This is a genomic window from Alteromonas sp. CyTr2 (assembly GCF_947311905.1).
GTDB classification, from domain to species: Bacteria; Pseudomonadota; Gammaproteobacteria; order Enterobacterales; family Alteromonadaceae; genus Alteromonas; species Alteromonas macleodii.
In genome coordinates, this window is the sequence record NZ_CAMZMZ010000014.1 from 60,408 (window position 1) to 78,222 (window position 17,815).

The 17,815-nt window shown below is 44.3% G+C and carries 11 protein-coding genes and 1 pseudogene; 8 read left to right on the forward strand and 4 right to left on the reverse strand.

Going from position 1 to position 17,815, the window contains the following annotated elements; translation table 11 throughout:
* Positions 1 to 386: 386 nt before the first annotated feature.
* From QME20_RS09745 to QME20_RS09760, 4 genes are all read left to right on the forward strand, one after another.
* Positions 387 to 2,906: a S8 family serine peptidase gene (locus QME20_RS09745; RefSeq protein ID WP_281715856.1), complete on the forward strand. Its 2,520-nt coding sequence runs from the start codon at positions 387 to 389 to the stop codon at positions 2,904 to 2,906.
* 208 nt (positions 2,907 to 3,114) lie between these two features.
* Entirely contained in the window at positions 3,115 to 3,771 is a 657-nt protein-coding gene (locus QME20_RS09750; protein ID WP_039225936.1) for a response regulator transcription factor, read from the forward strand.
* Positions 3,771 to 5,336: an ATP-binding protein gene (locus QME20_RS09755; protein WP_281715857.1), complete on the forward strand. Its 1,566-nt coding sequence runs from the start codon at positions 3,771 to 3,773 to the stop codon at positions 5,334 to 5,336. Before QME20_RS09750 ends, QME20_RS09755 begins: the two co-directional genes overlap by 1 nt.
* Positions 5,337 to 5,419: 83 nt before the next feature.
* The gene (locus QME20_RS09760; RefSeq protein WP_049588831.1) at positions 5,420 to 6,238 is read left to right on the forward strand and encodes a thioredoxin family protein; all 819 of its coding nucleotides are present in this window, start codon (positions 5,420 to 5,422) and stop codon (positions 6,236 to 6,238) included.
* A gap of 448 nt (positions 6,239 to 6,686) precedes the next feature.
* Here the strand turns inward: QME20_RS09760 and QME20_RS09765 are convergent, their stop codons facing one another.
* Entirely contained in the window at positions 6,687 to 8,138 is a 1,452-nt protein-coding gene (locus tag QME20_RS09765) for a DEAD/DEAH box helicase (protein ID WP_168463523.1), read from the reverse strand.
* Positions 8,139 to 8,861: 723 nt separating this feature from the next.
* On the opposite strand from QME20_RS09765, the gene QME20_RS09770 reads away from it, so the two are divergent.
* Complete coding sequence (locus QME20_RS09770; protein WP_075176721.1) at positions 8,862 to 10,187, forward strand: mechanosensitive ion channel domain-containing protein; 1,326 nt, start codon at positions 8,862 to 8,864, stop codon at positions 10,185 to 10,187.
* A 48-nt stretch (positions 10,188 to 10,235) separates the two neighbouring features.
* Here QME20_RS09770 and QME20_RS09775 read toward each other — a convergent pair whose 3' ends face one another.
* Together QME20_RS09775 and katG are read right to left on the reverse strand one after the other, a co-directional pair.
* A complete protein-coding gene (locus tag QME20_RS09775) occupies positions 10,236 to 10,721 on the reverse strand; it encodes a hypothetical protein (RefSeq protein ID WP_281715858.1) in 486 nt (161 codons plus the stop codon).
* Between the two features lie 212 nt (positions 10,722 to 10,933).
* A complete protein-coding gene (katG, locus tag QME20_RS09780) occupies positions 10,934 to 13,234 on the reverse strand; it encodes a catalase/peroxidase HPI (protein WP_014977393.1) in 2,301 nt (766 codons plus the stop codon).
* A 513-nt stretch (positions 13,235 to 13,747) separates the two neighbouring features.
* Here katG and QME20_RS09785 point away from each other — a divergent pair.
* A complete protein-coding gene (locus QME20_RS09785) occupies positions 13,748 to 14,344 on the forward strand; it encodes a porin family protein (RefSeq protein WP_014949483.1) in 597 nt (198 codons plus the stop codon).
* An 80-nt stretch (positions 14,345 to 14,424) separates the two neighbouring features.
* Here the strand turns inward: QME20_RS09785 and QME20_RS09790 are convergent.
* Positions 14,425 to 14,601, reverse strand: a pseudogene (locus QME20_RS09790) (methyl-accepting chemotaxis protein); the annotation flags it as partial.
* 239 nt (positions 14,602 to 14,840) lie between these two features.
* Between QME20_RS09790 and QME20_RS09795 the strand changes: the two are divergent.
* Together QME20_RS09795 and QME20_RS09800 are read left to right on the forward strand one after the other, a co-directional pair.
* On the forward strand, positions 14,841 to 17,057 hold the full coding sequence (locus QME20_RS09795) for a VTT domain-containing protein (RefSeq protein WP_014977396.1): 2,217 nt from the start codon (positions 14,841 to 14,843) through the stop codon (positions 17,055 to 17,057).
* Positions 17,045 to 17,755, forward strand: a complete 711-nt coding sequence (locus QME20_RS09800) for an endonuclease/exonuclease/phosphatase family protein (protein WP_281715859.1) — start codon at positions 17,045 to 17,047, stop codon at positions 17,753 to 17,755. The genes QME20_RS09795 and QME20_RS09800 overlap by 13 nt, the downstream gene beginning before the upstream one ends.
* Positions 17,756 to 17,815 lie beyond the last annotated feature (60 nt).

Consider the following 17,815-nt stretch of genomic DNA (forward strand, 5'->3'; position numbering starts at 1 on the left):
ACAGGTCAAATACAGTTAGCACACGTTAAATCAGCAAGTTATTTATAATGGGTAATACCATAGTGCTAGATTTGACGAAAATTCACGCACCGAGTAATTATTGGTAAGACCACCTAGTTTTTGTAGGGTCTTTTAACGGGTATTGCTACAGCGTGCCCCTAAGACATAGAGATCTGAACTACCTGTCAAAAGTCATAGTAATTAAGTACCACTTTGGGCTTCTCTTCTCACTTTTTCCTAGTGGTTAAGTAGTATTTTTGAGCAAATTTTACTGTTAGGGGTGGCAGGTTTTTAAATTTGCGTTATAAGTTTTAACCGTTAGTTATATCAGACCGAACGAGAAGGTTCTGTGATTAAAGCATTATTGCTAATTATGGAATCTAATTATGAAAACAAAGCCTTTTAAAACAGGCCTTTCAGCACTGTCATTAGCCCTTCTACCGCTAATGGTATCTAGTCATGCACACGCCGCAAAAGCCGAAATTTTCGACGATAGCGTTATCGTTGTATACAAAGAAAATGTAAGCAAAGCGGAAAAGATGCGCGCTCGCTCTTCGGTAGGTGCACGAATTAGTGACGCAAACCGTGATGAGGTAGATGATCGCTTCTCTAACCTTTTAAATGGTCGCATTGCCAAACTGGAACTTCGTGGCAAGTCTGTAAAAGACGCCATAGAAATCTTAAAGAAAAATCCTGCGGTTAAAATCGCCGAGCCAAACTTCTTGTACCGCAAAGCCCTGGTACCTAACGATCCTTCTTATGGTGACCTATGGGGTTTGAATAACACCGGTCAAGCCGGCGGTACTGCAGATGTGGATATTGACGCGCCAGAAGCATGGGATATTACAACCGGTGATAGCGATGTGGTCATCGGCGTTATCGATACGGGTGTTGACTACAATCATGAAGACCTTGCAGATAACGCATGGGTTAACCCAGGTGAAATTGCTGGAAACGGTATTGATGATGATGGCAACGGTTATATTGACGATGTTTACGGTATCGATGCATTTAACGGCGATTCTGATCCTATGGACGATGATTCTCACGGTACGCATGTGGCCGGGACAATTGGCGCTGTGGGCGGAAACGGAATTGGCGTAGTCGGTGTAAACCATGACGTGTCAATCGCTGCATGTAAATTCTTAGGTCCTGACGGCGGTTCAACCGCTGGCGCTATTGAATGTATCGATTACTTCACCGACCTTAAAGAGAACCGCGGCATCAATATTAAAGCTACCAACAACAGCTGGGGTGGCGGCGGCTATAGTGAAGCGCTAGAAACTGCTATTGAAGAAGCTGGCCAAGCGGGTATTTTGTTTGTTGCTGCGGCAGGTAACTCCGGTTCAAACAACGACAACGTAGATAACTACCCGTCTAACTATGTCACTACAACAAACAGTCTGCTTGCAGTTGCTAGCCACACTCGTACTGACGGAGACAGCGGCTACTCATACGGTATTGAAACTGTAGACATCGCGGCGCCGGGGACAGCTATCCTATCTACAGTACCAGGTAACGGCTATGCGGCATACTCAGGCACATCAATGGCAACGCCACATGTTGCGGGTGCAGCAGCACTTGTGTGGTCGCTAAACCCAGAACTTACGCCATCTGAAATGAAAGAGCTGTTAATGTCTACAGGTGAAACTAGCCTATGGGCTGATGGTCGCACCGTGTCTGGCAACCGCCTAAATGTACTTAACGCACTTGAAGAAGCTGATCCAACTCCAGGTTTTAAACTGGGCATTACGCCTGGTTCAGCTGAAATTGAAGCGGGTGAAACCTACACCTTCACTATTGAAGTTGGTTCAATTGCTGGCTACGAAGAAGAAGTACAGCTATCGCTTGCAGAGCCAAGTGATATCGCGTCTTTAAGTGCAAGCTCGGCAATGCCTGGCGATACGGTAACACTGACCGTAGAGACATCTGAAGATACGCCTTGGGGTCCATACAGCTTTACGGTGAACGGTGTAAGCGGTGATATTGAGAAATCTAAATCAGCGAATCTTTATGTTTACCCTCAAGGGCTAAACGAATTCCCTTACGCGTATTCTGGTGATGCTGTACCTACGTTACCGAATGAAGAAGATCCAGACGATGTCGGCGTGGACCTAGTGATTAACGTTCCTGACGACTTAACCGTATTCGGTATGCAGGCGTCGGTAAATATCACACACACCTATAGCGGTGACCTCGTACTATCACTGACCTCTCCTCAGGGTACGACCACCGTTCTTCGTCAGAATCAAGGTGGCGCTACAGATGATATCGTTGAGAGCTATAACTCTGATGCCTTTAACGGCGAAGTAGCAACAGGCGATTGGACCTTGAACGTGCTTGATACGTTCAACGGTGACAACGGCACTGTTAACACATGGAGCTTTGTGGTGACCGGTATTGGTGAAGTAGGCCCAACACCGCCTAACTCTGCGTTTACCTATGACGCTTCAGGATTATCAGTAAGCTTTACTAATAACAGTAACGACGTTAATGACGACATTGTCAGCTATAGCTGGGACTTTGGCGATGGCTCTACTTCAACGGAAGAGAACCCAACGCATGTTTACGCGAGCACAGGTGCCTATGACGTAACCCTTACGGTTACCGACTCTGAAGGCCAAACTGGCGTATCAACAGAAACCGTATCAGTTTCAGATAGCAACATTGTTGCCGAGATTGACCGCGCTATGCTGTCTCGATTCGGTTCGTTACGCGTAGATTTATCATATAGTGGCTCGATGGCCGATACTGTAATGATTTATCGCAACGGTGAGCTACTTGAAGAAGTAAGCAACACTGGACGTTATCGCGATAGAAGCAGAGGCGTTCAACCTGGTGAGTATACTTATATGGTTTGTGATGAAACCTCTGCATGCTCTGCACCAGTGTCTGTAAACCTTTAATGTAGTTTGCGTATCGCTGACGCGCTCTTCGTGACAGTTGGCGAATGATACGCTGAACAGTTAAGAGTTAAGCAATTGCCGGCCAAGGATAGGCCGGCTTTTTTTATTCTGAGAATTAAAGAGAGCACCAATCTGAGCCATCGGCTTATTCACTATAAGCCAAATACAACGTACACTTGATGCATTAAGAAATAATAAGCATTTTTTCATGCACATACTCATTATTGACGATCACGAAATTGTAAGGGATGGCATTAAAACACTCATCGAGCAAGAGTATGGCTGGCATGTTTCTTACGCAGTAAGCTCTCTGGATGCTCTTCCCTCCTTCGCTACGTTAGACGATATTGACGTTGCCATTCTAGATATCTCATTAGCACAGGAAAGTGGTTTCGATACGCTAGTAAAAATCAAGAAAGACGCGCCGTTTATAAAGTGCTTAATGCTGAGCATGTATGATCATGTTGGCTATATCAGTAAAGCGCTTGAGCTCGGCGCCGATGGCTACGTTACAAAGAATGCCGCCACTAAAGAATTGATGGACGCGTTGGAATCTCTAGAAAAGGACGAGAATTATCTAAGCACAGATATTAGTAAAAAGTTAGCTTTCGGTGATAAACAGCTAACCTCTATCCTTACTGAAAGGGAAAAGGAAATTTTCTTACTGTTAGCAAAAGGATTCCAACCAAAACAGATTGCCTACTACATAGATACTGCCCCGAAAACAGTGATGGTTCACAGAACTAATATTTACAAGAAACTCAATGTAACCTCCCAATTCGGTTTACTTAGAATTGCGTTAGAAACTGGGTACCTCGACGTTTCTGACGTTATCTACGACGACACGCTAGTCAAAGCAAATTGATGAATTTAACGCGGTATTTCAACGTTACCTATTTACTAATGGGATTAGGTTATACCGCGCTATTTCACGGCGTGTGGTTGTTCAGCACCCAATTTGAAATTATTTCAGGTACGGTGAGCTGGTATTTGCCCGCTGGTGTTCGCCTGGCGGCGTTTTTACTACTGCCAATTTACAGCTGGCCACTGCTACTCATCGCAGAAAAATTAACCCACTTCATTTTATTTCACCCCGGTGGCATTCTCGACAATACGGCCTTTTTAAGTGGAACCATAGGTTGGTATTTAGTCCATTTGGTGCTGTCACCCGCGGTAATTTGTACATGCGTTTATTTATTCAGACGTCGCTTTAGCGCACCTTATATAGACAATGTTTCCAGCACCCTTGCCACGTTGGCTTTTGGTATTCTTATAAGTGTTGCTCTTGGGGCGGTATTTTTGGGCAGAAGGGCTATTGAACTGCAAACAGGCATAGAGGTTTTTCTTTCTATTTTGTTTGATTTTTCATTAGGTGATTTTGTAGGAATTGTTGTTCTTTGTCCGTTTCTCTTCGCATTATATAAACGGCCATCTATCCCTAAGAGTCACTTAGCACTATACCTTACAACAATCGCTTGGCTGGTTTTGCTGATACTGAGCAGCTATGCCTTCTCCCAACAAATTAACATCAGCTATCAGGTTAAATATCTAGCGGTTTTCCCTGCGCTGTTTTTATCATATCGCTATGCCATAGTTGGCAGTGCGTTTTCGTGTTTACTCATAGGCATTACTGCGCTCGTGGTGGCAAGCCAGAGCGCACTTCCTCCCATTGAGCATCAGTTTTACATCTTAGCATCATGTACAAGTTGCCTCATTTTAGGTGCGTCAATTAACCAATCTACCTTGCTGAATATGGAGCTTGCGAAGAAAAACGAGGCTCTTGAACTATCGGTGCAAAGCGCTCAAGCACTGGCCAGTCAATTAGTGGTAGTGCAAGAAGATGAACGAAAGCGCTTATCGCGGGATTTACACGACGACTTTGGTCACCGCATAGTCGATTTGAAACTTCAACTGTCGTTAGATAGCAGAGAAAGCGACAACGACATGATGCTCAATAAGATAGATGCTCTATACCACGCAATGAAGAAAAGCTTAGGGGGATTGCGCCCGTCCGGTATTGATACACTTCCCATTGAAAGCGTGATTCAACGTTCAGAGATTATTACCACGCTCAAACGCGCAAACATAGACTATTCGTTTAACGTTAGCGGCACGCCAGTACCGTTCGATTCAGACCAGAAAATACACATCTATCGCATTGTGCAGGAAGCGGTGACAAACAGTATAAAATATGCCAATGCGACGTCGCTCAGCATTGATATCAACTATGCGCAACACAGTGCCGTGTTTACCGTTACTGACGACGGCGGCGGCATCCCTGAGCATATTGCCCAACTAGCAAACGCCGAACCCACACTCGGCCTGCTGTCGATGAGAGAACGCGCAAAGTTGATAAATGGCGAGTTTGATATTTCCCAGAACAAACCATCAGGCACCCGAGTTTGCCTGGCTTTGCCCTACAGAGCTTAAGTTACTCTACTGCGTTTTAGGTGCGTCGCTGCATCCTTTTTATGCTACATTGCTGTTGATTTAACTACTATTTTGATAACCGTATGCAAAAAAATTTCATTACTCGCCGAGCCCCCTTTTTTAGACAGTGCCTAAACATTGCTGTCCTAATTGCCGCTGTCACCACGTTAAATGGCTGTGTAAGTACTCAAAATGAAAGTCCTTACACTTACGCTCCGTCTGCATCACCCTATCAAGATGTGGTCAATGCACAGCAGCGAGCTGTGGAACAAAGCAAATTACTTTTGGTTGTACTGGGTGCTCAGTGGTGCCACGACAGTACTGGCTTAGCTGAGCGTTTTGCGACAAAGGAAATGGACCTTATTCTACGCGCTCATTATGAAACCGTATTTGTTGATGTGGGAACACTTGAAGACAGAAGAAATATAACCGAGCGATTTGACTACCCCATTTATTACGCCACACCAACGGTAATGGTGGTTGAACCTAAAACCAGCGCATTGTTAAACAGAACGTCAATGGATATATGGGGGCGCGCTGACAGCATTCCCTTATCGGAGTACATTCAGTATTTCTCTCGCTTTCCTGCAATGACAACTGCGCAAAAAGCCCCGTTTATTAACTGGGAAGCGACAGATGAAGAAGAAGCTTACAATAAAGAGCAAGCACTCAGATTACAAAGCGCTTATGACAAACTGGGTCCGCTACTTGCGCTAGATTTACAAGGTAATACCCCACAAGGGCTTAACGAGCTATGGAAAGAGACCAAAGGGTTTCGCACTGAACTGCAAAAAACGCTGATAAAGCGCGCCGAGCTTACGTTAGATTCTGAGAATGGCAACGGAGTTAACACCACGCCAGCATTGCGACATTACAATCCGTTTTCGTGGGAACATAATTAGGGCCTGTTGACCTTTGGTGTACGAATTTTGGTCTAAATGGAAGCCTTTTAATCGCGAAACAGTCCTGCAAGCCTAGCGGGCTAAGTTAAAGGACTGTGACAAAGAGTAAAAGGCTTCCATAACGACCCCTTCGGGCAGCGCCTTTGTGCCATCTATACTGCGTTGAATGTTCTCGATTTAGAACCACTAAACCGTCAAACATTCGCCTTGTCTAGATGGCACACAGACCGCTGCAAAAATGTACAACAAAGATCAATAGGCCCTAATACCAGTCCACATAATTCATTACCCACTCAGCGAGATTTAAAATGTTCGTAATCGCGGCGTGTTATCGCAAGTATAGTGGTTCTACATCAAGGTGACGCAACAAAGAATACGGACATTAAAAAGGGCCTTTCCAACGGCCCTTTTTTAATAAACTCGGTTTTATGAAGCGCAGTTCAGCTGTTTACGCTTTTGCCCTGTTTGATGCCGTATTATTAGTGGTGCTATTTGACGGATTACTTCTGCGCTTAGCTGGTCGTTTAGCGGCACTTCCTTCACTTCCTGAGCGTCTTCGACCTGCAGGCTTTCCACCGCTATTGTTGCGCGAATCCGGTTTACCTGCGCGCGGATTACCATTTCCGCTACGGTTGCCTTGACGTTGACCCGACTTTTTATTCTCGCCACTTCGTTTACCTTCGCTGCCGCTCTCACCATGTGGTGCTTTCGGCTTTTTCGGCTTCTTGGGCTTTTTAGGCTTAGAAAGCGTGGTAACAGGCACGGCTTGCTGAGGCTCGAAACCTTCCAACATTTCACGAGGAAGCAGCTTTTGAATCAACGTCTCAATATCTTTCAGGTTTTGTAGTTCTTCAGCACATACAAATGACCAAGCCTGTCCACTAGCGCCTGCGCGCCCTGTACGACCAATTCGGTGAACATAATCAGCTGCCGTATTGGGTAAGTCTAGGTTTACAACGATAGGCAATTCACTAATGTCGATGCCGCGTGCTGCGATATCGGTGGCTACTAGCACTTTAATTGCGCCATTTTTAAAGTCAGCAAGCGCTTTAGTTCTCGCTCCTTGGCTTTTATTACCGTGAATAGCGGCACTTGGAATTTTTGACCGAGTTAGCTTTTCTGCAATACGATTAGCACCGTGTTTCGTGCGGCTAAATACTAACACCTGCTCCCACTTCTGCTGTTTGATCAGACAAATAAGCGCGGTCGTCTTTTTAGATTTATCAATGGTCACTAAGTGCTGCTGAACCGCTTCTACCGTGGTATTCGCTGGCGCGGTTGAAATACTCACAGGGTTGCGCGTTATTGTTTTCGCCAGCGCAGTGATTTCATCAGAAAACGTGGCTGAAAACAGTAAGCTTTGACGCTCTTGTGGCAATAGCTTCAATACTCTCTTAATGTCGTGAATAAAGCCCATATCAAGCATTCTGTCGGCTTCATCCAATACCAACACTTCAAGCTGAGAAAACTTAACAGCGTTTTGCTGGTAGAGGTCAAGCAATCGTCCAGGCGTAGCAATTAACACATCCACACCTTTACGCAGCTTCATCATTTGAGGATTAATCCCTACACCACCAAATACCACGGCAGTTTTTAACGGCAAAAACTCGCTGAACGCTCTGATGCTCTCTTCTACCTGAGCAGCAAGTTCTCGTGTGGGTGTTAAGATAAGTGCCCGAACATTGTTGCCAGATACAGGTTGTCCTTCCATCAATCTCTGTAAAATAGGAAGTCCAAATCCTGCAGTTTTCCCTGTTCCCGTTTGCGCAGCTGCCAACACATCCTTTCCTTGCAATACTTCTGGTATTGCCTTTTCCTGGATTGGTGATGGTGTACTAAACCCTCGTTTTTCAATAGCTTTTAACAAGGGTTCAGCGAGCCCTAATTGGGTAAATGACATTAATAAACTCCTGTCATAGGTATTTATAAAATAATTGCATACCGCAAAGGTATAAGCGTTAGTGCTTTATTGCTAACCGTGGGGGTTATAGATTACTGGGAAAACCTAAAGAGATACGCCATTGCCAACTTGGCTTATTGGTGTTTGACATCAAGAAAAGAACGTAGGTGTTTACTCTTACAAATTGCGCGCGGAGTCTACCACTAAAAGCCGAAAGCCACCAGCGCATTTTTTGTTCAAAATCTAGTTAAGCTTGTCTGACGTTTCACTTAATAAGTTCCGATTTACATAGCTTAAGAGCATGGGAAGTTTTATCGGCTTTTCGCACTAAGGGAATGGTCTTAAACCGTACTGTCTTCCCTCATTTTTAGGAGAGATATTGTTATATTTATATTTTTATCAAAACGATAAATATCTATTTAATACGAATTTTGCGACCTAGAAACGTAAACTTTTCAAGTAACAGAGTTTAATTATATTTATCAATACCTTAAGACATTTAGCTTTTAAAAGTGTGCGTTAAAAAAACAAGTTAAACAGGACTCTTCTACGTAAAAACACCTCAAAACCTTTGAAATTAAAGTCAACTTGATAGCCAATTTCTGTTGGATAGATAAAAAAAGCTTTACCATATTTGTTATAACAGATAAAAAGCGCGCAGTTATTCCACGCTCAAATTACATCCACGCTGCTGCAGTGTGGCAAACAAGTGAAGTAGAAAACATGAATGTTGATAGTTTAACCCAGCACTTTGAGGAAAAGTTGGCTTTAGTCAAAGCATCGGTGATGTCTGATAGCTTTGTTATCCAGCTTACAACAATCGCAATTATTTATTGCGTTGCGTTTTTGCTTGCACGACAAGTAAAAAAGCCATTTAAGTTTACCCGAGAAAAGCCACAGCAAGGCGCACATACTATGCACGGCTTTTTATACAATCTGGGTGAGGCACTATTCCCGCTTATCACCATCAGTATGCTAAAGCTTACTACCGTGTTGGGGGCGCAATTTCAGTTTGATGCATGGCTATTGGAAATAGCCGTTGTTGTAGCACTAATGCTGTTTGTTAATTCCTTGATTACTGGTTTTGTCGAAAACAACACCATTGCAGCGTTTATGCGATGGGTGGGTTTACCTATCCTATTTTTACACTTAGTTGGCGTGCTTCCGCTGATAACTTCAGCATTGGAGTCAATGGCAATATCAGTCGGCAATGTTGAAATATCAGCGTATGGCGTAACAAGAGTGCTATTGTTTGGTGGCTTGCTGTTCTGGCTAGGCCGCAGCTCGAACGCCATTGGTCAAGATATTATTCGAAACCATAAGTCGCTCGACGTTTCTACCAAAGAAGTGTTCGCAAAGCTGTTTGAAGTTGCCCTGTTCTGTGTGGTGTTTCTTTTATTGCTTAACGTCATGGGAATTAATCTTACCGCATTGGCCGTGTTCGGAGGTGCAGTAGGTGTGGGTTTAGGCTTAGGTCTGCAGTCCATCGCATCAAACTTCATTTCGGGCATCATTATTCTGTTGGATAAATCGTTGACCGTAGGCGATTACGTTGAATTGGAAGACGGGCAGAAAGGTATCGTCAGAGAATTTAAAATGCGCTATGCCGTATTAGAGACATATGACGGTAAAGATGTACTGGTGCCTAACGAAAAGTTTATCAGCTCCTTGCTAATAAACTGGACACACAAAAACCAAAAACAACGTTACCGCATCGACTTTTCTGTCGCCTATAAAACTGATATCCGCGCGATGGTAGAGATTATTAAAGAGGCGGTATCGGAACATCCGCAGGTGATCAGTGGCGATGATGTTCCATTTGAAGAGCTGCCTGACTGTGAAATAGATAGCTTTGGCGACTCTGGCGTTAACATGTTCGTTGAGTTTTGGATGGAAGGTGTGGACGATGGTAAAAACCGCGTGGGTGGCGATTTGCTGCTTACTGTGTTTGAAACATTACGCGAGCACAACATTGAAATACCGTTCCCTCAACGCGAAGTAAGAGTTATCAACGAACAAGGCATTGGTATTCGAAATACCACACCGTAGCTAAACTCGCTCATGAAATGAGCGCTTTAGGTCATACCTTCGCGCTGGCTAAAACCTAGCGCGAAGTGTATCCCATTGCCACTCTTGGGCAGACAGACCTAACGTCTGGACAAACTTTGCATAGTCTTCTTTGCCCATCGCTGACGCTACGGTTTTTAATTGAGATTTGGCTTTTATTGCTTTTACCTGCAGTAACTCCAATCGCTTATCGGCACTTGAATCGAAGTTTTCACTGATGATTGCATTCGCTTTATTGGTCGCTTCCCACGCTGTAATAACATAGCCCACCAGCTTTATGTAAACACCTACCATACGCTTTCGTTCAAATATGTTCTCAAACAGTGAGCCAGATAACGACTTTTGGAAACTGGCCTCTGTTTCTAAGGCAACAAATTGCTCGGCGTTCTCTAGCTCATTCAACACATTGTGTAAAAGCTTAATGTGGGCGTGCGTATTAAATGCGTCGACGTGAAGTGCATTAATATCGTCGCTTAGCATTTCTAAATTGACCAACGTTCGTTGAAGACTAGCCATTGTGGTAATTGTCTATAGAAGCGAAAAATAAAGGTTCAGTGTATCGAATTCAAGATGGGTTTGCGATGGTCTCGCGGTCGTTTTAATCACATTAAGAGTTCACAACACAACTTATAGAAATCAATTAAAAAGGGCGCGGAAGCGCCCTTTTAGTTTTTATGTCTGTTGAGAATTAGTTGTTAAGCTAATTCGCGATAGTAGTTATATCGCATCTATTTACCCAAGCTGGCGTTTAGATCGTGACGTAAATCGAAACGGTCTAGCGTCATCACTTTGGTCCAAGCGTCGACGAAGTCTTTAACAAAACGGCTTTTCGCATTGTCGTAGGCATAAACTTCGGCCACTGCACGCAGCTCACTGTTTGATCCAAAGACCAGGTCTACAGGCGTACCTGTATACATAACTTCACCAGTAGTTCTGTTTACACCTTCATATACCGACGGGTTATCTGTTTTTCTCCACTTAACGCCCATATCAAGAAGCGTTACGAAGAAATCGTTGTTAAGCGTGCCTACTTTGTCAGTAAATACACCGTGGCTAGTGCCACCTGTGTTTGCTCCCAATGAACGCAAACCACCAAGCAAAACAGTCATTTCTGGTACCGTTAGATTAAGCTGATCGGCTTTGTCTACCAGCATGTCGGTTGGCGAACGATAGCTAGCTTCTGCGTTGTAATAGTTTCTAAACGCATCGGCTGTTGGCTCTAACAATGAAAACGAATTAACGTCTGTTTGCTCTTGCGTAGCATCAGTTCGACCCGGAACCACTGGCACAGTAACCTTGACGCCAGCATCTGCCGCTGCTTTTTCAATTGCTGCCGCGCCGCCAATCACAATGAGGTCAGCAAGAGATACTTTCTTCTTAGAAAACATGCGTGAATTGTAATCTTCTTGCATCTCTTTAAGCTTAGAAACAACGGCTTGAACGGTTTCAGGCTCGTTGGCTTCCCAATTCATTTGCGGTTCAAGGGCAATACGAGCACCGTTCGCTCCACCGCGTAAATCAGATGCTCGGAAGCTAGACGCTGCCGCCCATGCCGTTTTCACAAGTTGCTGAACGGTTAAGCCACTGTCTAAGATGTCAGCTTTAAGTTTCTTAACGTCTTTATCAGAGATCGCTTTATAGTCAGCTTTAGGCACTGGATCTTGCCAGATGAAGTTCTCTTCTGGGATATCGTTACCCAAGTAACGTGCCTTAGGACCCATATCACGGTGAGTTAGCTTGAACCACGCTTTAGCAAATGCCGTTTGATACTCTTTAGGATCCGCTAAGAAGCGCTCGGCAATTTTTCGATACTCTGGATCATACTTAAGCGCCAAGTCAGCTGTAGTCATCACAGGAGGATTTTTCTTACCTTCTACGTGCGCATCTGGTACTGATTTATGAAGCGATTCATCGGTAGGGATCCACTGGATAGCGCCAGCAGGACTGCGAGTTTGCTTCCACTCAAAGCCCAATAAGTTTTGAAGATATAGGCTCGTCCATTTAGTAGGTAGCTGTGTCCAAGCACCTTCCAAACCGCTCGTTACTGTGTCTTCTGCATTGCCTTTACCGCAATTATTCTTCCAACCTAGTCCCTGCTCTTCTAGGCCTGCACCACCTGGCTCAGCTTCTAAACAATCAGCAGGCTTGTGTGCGCCGTGCATTTTTCCAAATGTATGACCACCCGCTATTAGCGCAACGGTCTCTTCATCATTCATCGCCATACGGCCGAATGCAGTGCGAATATTTTTAGCAGATCCCATCGGATCAGGCACACCTTTAGGGCCTTCAGGGTTAACATAGATCAAGCCCATGTGCGTTGCCCCCAACGGACGCTGAAGCTTACCGTCGCGCTCTTCACGATCGCTCGCAAGCATTTCCACTTCTGGGCCCCAATAAACCATGTCAGGTTCCCAGTCGTCGGTACGACCACCCGCAAATCCATAGGTGTCAAAGCCCATGTTTTCCATGCCTACGGTACCCGCAAGGATCATTAAGTCGCCCCAAGATAAACTTTCACCGTACTTTTGCTTAATAGGCCAAAGCAAGCGACGCGCTTTATCAAGGTTTCCGTTGTCTGGCCAGCTGTTCAGCGGATCAAAACGCATTTGACCACCGTCACCACCGCCACGACCATCTAGCGTACGATAGGTACCTGCACTGTGCCATGAAAGTCGAATGAAGAAAGGACCATAATTTCCGAAGTCGGCCGGCCACCAATCTTGAGAAGTAGTGAGTAGCTCATTAACATCTTTTTTTACTTGGTCGAGATCTAGCTTAGCGAATGCCTTTGCATAACTGAAATCATCACCTAGTGGGTTTGAGCGATTATCGTGATCTCTTAACGGAGAGAGATCGAGCTGATCAGGCCACCAAAATTGATTATTTTTCGCTTGAAAAGCTTTAGCAGTGCCCGTGCCTTTAGCACCCGCAGGCTTACTAATTTGATCGTTGGCAATAGCCCCTGTTGCACCAAGCGATAAGGCAACAAGTACTGATACTGTGGTTTTTTTAAACCTGTTTATAGTCATGGTCTTTTCCCGTCTGAGTTTGTTGTAGTTACCAAAGGTGAGTGCGAATCACACCACTAATTTGTTAACATTTTGTTTACCTCATAAGCAGTTAAAAGATAGACAGGCTTAAAGAATATTTACAGTTGATAAAATGAATTCAACTGATTAGAAAATCCAATCAATGAAAAGTTGATTAATTTCAATACATTAAAAACCCAGTTCACTTTATGACGTAATCGACTGTCGCTCAGTAGAACCATGTAATGTGGAAAATGAGCTAGATCTGTGAATCTCTTTCAGAGATTGGGAAATTTTTTCGCTTTTTGAAGAGTGAAACTTTTCCATACTTTCTATAAGCGGCTAAATAACCAACTAAAAAGTGCCGGTTTATGTAAAGTTTTCATCTAATTGAAATACATTCTGCAATTTCTACCATGGCACAGCAATTGATACAGAGATGATGCAATTAAAGACGCATTAACTTCAGATAAGAAGTCGATGGAATGTTAAAGAAGTAATGAGGATGAACTTATGAAAAACACACTTAAGACACTTACCGGACTTGCAGCTGTTGCCTCTATCAGTGCTATGGCTTCATTCGGTGCGCATGCTCAATCAAATCAAATTGAAGCAAAAGACAGTGGTTTTTATGTAGGTGGTAATTACGGTTACCTACGCGTTGAAGGTGAAGATGACTTTGACGATGACAAAGATGTTTGGCAAGGCCTTGTTGGATATAAATTTAATGAGTGGATTGCAATTGAAGGTGGTTACATCGATTTTGGTGATTACGGTAACGACCTTGCAGGCGCTGAAACAGACGGCTACACAGCGGCGATCAAGGGTATTCTTCCATTAACAGAGCGTTTTTCTCTCTACGCGAAAGCAGGTCAACTTTGGTCAGAAACCGAGTATAACTTTGCTGGCGTTTCACGTGATAACGATGACGAAAGCTTGTTTGTAGGCGCAGGTCTAAGCTACGCGATTACTAGTAACTTTTTAGTAAACGCCGAGTACACTGTTTATGATACAGAGCTTGATGCAGACGAAGCGTTTGATGACATCGACGACACCGATTTTGAAACCGATCTTAAGCAAGCCAGTATTGGTGTTGAGTATCGTTTCTAAGACATTGGTTGTCTCACGTTTAACAACGTGACTTAATGAGAATGCTAAAGCCTTGGCAACACAGCCAAGGCTTTTTTTTGCTACCCATCTATTTTCTGGATGAGCTGCGCCAGTTCCTCAATTTTTGACACTGTCGTTTTAACTAAGTTGTCAATTTCATTGGATGAGGACTGGGAGTTACCTGCTAACGTTCGTACTTCATCAGCCACAACCGCAAACCCTCTTCCCATTTCACCTGCTCGTGCCGCTTCTATCGCTTAATAGTCTTCGGATTAAACTTGATTTATCTAGCGCCTGTTTTTTAACTGTGAATATTAAACTCGTTTCACAGTGAAAATATTACACATTGTGAACTGATACATCTTACACACGAGCTCAAAAACTCTAATTATCGATAAAAATCATTTACTTATATTTATCGTTCTTACGTTTTATAGAGGTACAAATTCTGCAACAGAATACAAATAGTGAAAAATGAATAAATAGGAAACGTCACATGCAATCAGGAAAGAGTGTATTTCAACCCGGTCAAAACTGTTGGGTAGAGAGCAAGGCTCGCTTTTCTACACCTTTGATAGATTGCGGAAACTATTATAAAGCCTTGCACAGCTCTATCGTTAAAGCTAAGCACAGTATCTTCATTGTTGGATGGGATATAGATAGCCGCATTCGCTTGCTGCGAGGCGACGACGAAGCGAACAGTGAAGCGCCGAGCGTAATAAGTGATTTACTTAAGTGGAAAGCTGAGCAAAATCCTGACATTAAAATTTACCTGCTACGTTGGGACTCATCGCTAGCCTTTTTCGCGCAGCGCGAAATGTGGGCAAAGGAAGTGTGGGAAGAAAAAACTCCAGACAATGTGCAAACCGAGCTCGATGACACGATTCCGATGGGCGGAAGTCAGCACCAAAAAATTGTGGTTATCGATGATGAACTTGTATTCTCAGGTGGAATGGATGTATCTACCAACCGCTGGGATACCCGTGACCACCCCGTAGTTTCAGAAGAGCGTGATGGACCTGATGGGGAGTATGGTCCTCTTCATGATGTGCAAATGGTATCAAGTGGACCTGTAGTAGCCGACTTTTCAAAATTAGTTCGATGGAGGTGGCAGCGTGTTGCTGACTCTTCACCTATTGATATCCGCGAGGACGCGCGCATTGATGAAAATGCCCCGTTGCCTGATGCTTGGCCACAAGATTATCCTCCCCTTTTTGAAGACGTAGAGTGTGCACTTGCCAGAACAATTCCATTTATGGATGAGGTCGAGCCTGCTCAAGAGGTACGTCATATGCTGCTTGATCTTATCGGTGAAGCAGAGTCTGTAATCTACATTGAGAATCAATTTACAACGCGTCAGGAGATCGCTGAAGCGCTGAATAAGCAGCTCAAACTGAAACCTAATCTTTCGGTCATTATCGTAAGTTCCTACGAGCCAAAAGGTAAGTTTGAGTGCGAAGCATTTTGGGCAAGCCGCATAGAATTCAAGGAAATTTTAGAAAAAGGGATTGACCCTAAGCGCGTAAAACTGACTTATTCTTCAATTGAAGACATGCAAGGCCGCAAGGCATACAAGCGCATCCACTCCAAAGTGATGACCATTGATAACAAATACCTTGTTATCGGGTCATCAAACTTGAGTAATCGCTCAATGACGCTAGACACCGAAATCGACACGGTGCTGTTTGGTAACACCAAAGACAATCAGGCGTGTATTGAGCAAGTGAGAAACGACTTACTCGCAGAGCACACGGGGCGTGATATTGATGCAATGCCGGCGTTATTCAACAATGAATATCCGGTTGAAGCATTAATGCAGGATCAGATAGCACACGGCTACGTACTTACCGAAGTTCGCGATGAGGTGTTTACCGAACAATCCGTTAAGAATGTGTTCAGAGCGTTATCTGACCCTGAAGAACCCCTTATTTCGGTGCCAACCTTTGATGGAGCTGCTATGCCTGCACGTAACCCAAGACGTCGCAGTATTATGATTTTGATTGGTCTTGCCATCATTGCTGTTCTTGGCGGGCTTATGTTTTGGGCTAGCCAGTCAATACCTTGGTTAAGTTCTGACAGCATTAACGCCTTTCTAGAGAAAAGTCGTGGAACCTACTTTGCTCTGCCTACCGTGTTGCTGGTCTATGTGGTCGGCGGCGTTTTATTCTTCCCGGTCACTGTACTGTCACTTGCTGTGGCTGCTATTTTTGGCCCTATATGGGGGCCCATCTACGGCATCATGGGAGCACTAATGAGCTCTGCAATCATGTTTGGAATAGGCAAGCTATCAGGCAACGCGGGGCTTAGAAAAATTGGAGGTCCAAAGGTAGCTGCCGTTGACGAAAAACTAAAGCGTAGCGGTATCGTTGGCGTCGCGGCCATTCGAATGTTGCCTGTAGCGCCCTTTAGTCTGGTGAATTTGGTAGCGGGCATCTCATCTATTGGCATTTTCCAGTTTTTAGTGGGGACATTTTTAGGCATGTTCCCGCCCATGATTGCGAAAGGGCTTGTGGGTGATTCGATAGCACAAATTTGGCAGAACCCTTCTGTGGAAACCATTAGCTATTTAGTTGGCGGTATCGTTTTATGGGGCCTTATGATTTGGGGCTCGCAAAAATTTGCCCGCTACTACCAAGCTCGAAAGGAGTCGGGGAATCAAGATACTGCCAGTGATAATAGTGACAAAGATGAGGTAGAGAAATGTGCCGCATAGTGACCTACAACATTCACAGCGGAATAGGCAGAGACAAAAAGCACGATTACAAACGCATAGGGCAATTCTTGGCAAACAGTGGCGCCGACGTGGTGCTGCTGCAAGAAATGGATACTCGTCCCTCTGAGCGAAGTACAGCACAGGACGTTAAAGATATCTGCGCTGAAAACACGTTTAAGCTCATTCCATCACCAGCCATTAGGGAATCTGATGGCTGGTACGGCAACGCCATTCTAACTCGCTTTGACGTATTAGCGCACGATACACTGGATGTCAGCCAAAACGGGCGACAGCCTAGAAATGTTCAGATTGTAGAGCTCAAGACAGAAAAGACCCCCCTTACGGTGGTGAATACCCATAAGGGGCTTAAGAAGCTAGAACGTCGCTCACAGTTTTCTTTGCTTCATGAGCACCTTTCTTCAAGAATGAAAGAGAAGCAAATCCCTCTAGTTCTAGCCGGTGATTTCAATGAGTGGCAGTTTTTCTCAAAAGCGTTTAAAGCACTTAACGATTTACTATTACAGCAAAAAGTGGGGGCAACATTTCCAAGCCACTTTCCTGTATTTGCACTTGATAGAGTATGGGTGTCTGACGACATCAAGGTAAAAGCGTGCAGAAAATTAAAAAATGCGAAAACTCGAATCTTGTCAGATCATTTACCTGTGCTTGTTGATATTGAACTGCCCCAGAACGACTAACCCAGTGATCTTTTGCACTTAACGGGTTGCGTTATTCTCGTCGTACGCGAGATTTAGCAT

Bases quoted from the DNA above. Each gene is read 5' to 3' on its own strand.
- QME20_RS09745 (WP_281715856.1), top strand. From the start codon at position 387: ATGAAAACAAAGCCTTTTAAAACAGGCCTTTCAGCACTGTCATTAGCC.
- QME20_RS09755 (WP_281715857.1), top strand. From the start codon at position 3,771: ATGAATTTAACGCGGTATTTCAACGTTACCTATTTACTAATGGGATTA.
- QME20_RS09750 (WP_039225936.1), top strand. From the start codon at position 3,115: ATGCACATACTCATTATTGACGATCACGAAATTGTAAGGGATGGCATT.
- QME20_RS09760 (WP_049588831.1), top strand. From the start codon at position 5,420: ATGCAAAAAAATTTCATTACTCGCCGAGCCCCCTTTTTTAGACAGTGC.
- katG (WP_014977393.1), bottom strand. From the start codon at position 13,234: ATGACTATAAACAGGTTTAAAAAAACCACAGTATCAGTACTTGTTGCC.
- QME20_RS09800 (WP_281715859.1), top strand. From the start codon at position 17,045: ATGTGCCGCATAGTGACCTACAACATTCACAGCGGAATAGGCAGAGAC.
- QME20_RS09765 (WP_168463523.1), bottom strand. From the start codon at position 8,138: ATGTCATTTACCCAATTAGGGCTCGCTGAACCCTTGTTAAAAGCTATT.
- QME20_RS09795 (WP_014977396.1), top strand. From the start codon at position 14,841: ATGCAATCAGGAAAGAGTGTATTTCAACCCGGTCAAAACTGTTGGGTA.
- QME20_RS09785 (WP_014949483.1), top strand. From the start codon at position 13,748: ATGAAAAACACACTTAAGACACTTACCGGACTTGCAGCTGTTGCCTCT.
- QME20_RS09775 (WP_281715858.1), bottom strand. From the start codon at position 10,721: ATGGCTAGTCTTCAACGAACGTTGGTCAATTTAGAAATGCTAAGCGAC.
- QME20_RS09770 (WP_075176721.1), top strand. From the start codon at position 8,862: ATGAATGTTGATAGTTTAACCCAGCACTTTGAGGAAAAGTTGGCTTTA.